Here is a 519-nt window from a genome sequence, read left to right as displayed (position 1 = left end):
CCGCGGCGCTCGCCGCCCTGGCACACGCGGTCGGCCTCGGCAAGCACCTGTATCCGGGCAACGAGGGACGTTCCTCGCGCTCCCGGCTGCGGGACCTGATCAGGCACGACCCGATGGGCGGACTCGTCGCGCACGCCGTGATGGACGTCCAGAACGGCGTGGCCGCGCAGCCACGTCGTAGCCCGGCACCGGCCGGCCGTCAGGCCGCCCCCGGAGTCAGGCCCGCGCCGGAACCCGCTCGTGGCGTTCCGATGCAACCGCGCCGAGGACCGATGGCGCGCGCCGTGGCTCACTGAGCCGCAGTCCCACGGCACGCACCGCCGGCAGCACGACCGCACCAGGCACGATCCGCACCACGTACCGCTCAGCCGCCGCACCGTCAGTCCCCAAAGACCCGGTTCGGGAGCCGCTGGTCCGCGCGGGGCGACGGAACCGTACGTCCGTACATCGGGCGTCGCCGGGTTCCGCCGCCCCGCGCGGCCGCATGTTCGGACCTCGCCCGCACTCCATGGCACCAAA

General features: G+C 74.4%; 1 protein-coding gene. It reads left to right on the top strand.

The genetic code is table 11. The features are described from left to right. Positions 1-296 (top strand): hypothetical protein (locus tag E4P40_RS27845; protein ID WP_245160644.1); only part of this gene is annotated, 296 nt, incomplete at its 5' end. Between the last annotated feature and the right edge of the window lie 223 nt (positions 297-519).

The sequence above is a fragment of the Blastococcus sp. CT_GayMR20 genome, from assembly GCF_004570345.1.
Note: the sequence above shows the minus strand (reverse complement) of the source record. Positions and strands in the feature narration are given on the sequence as shown.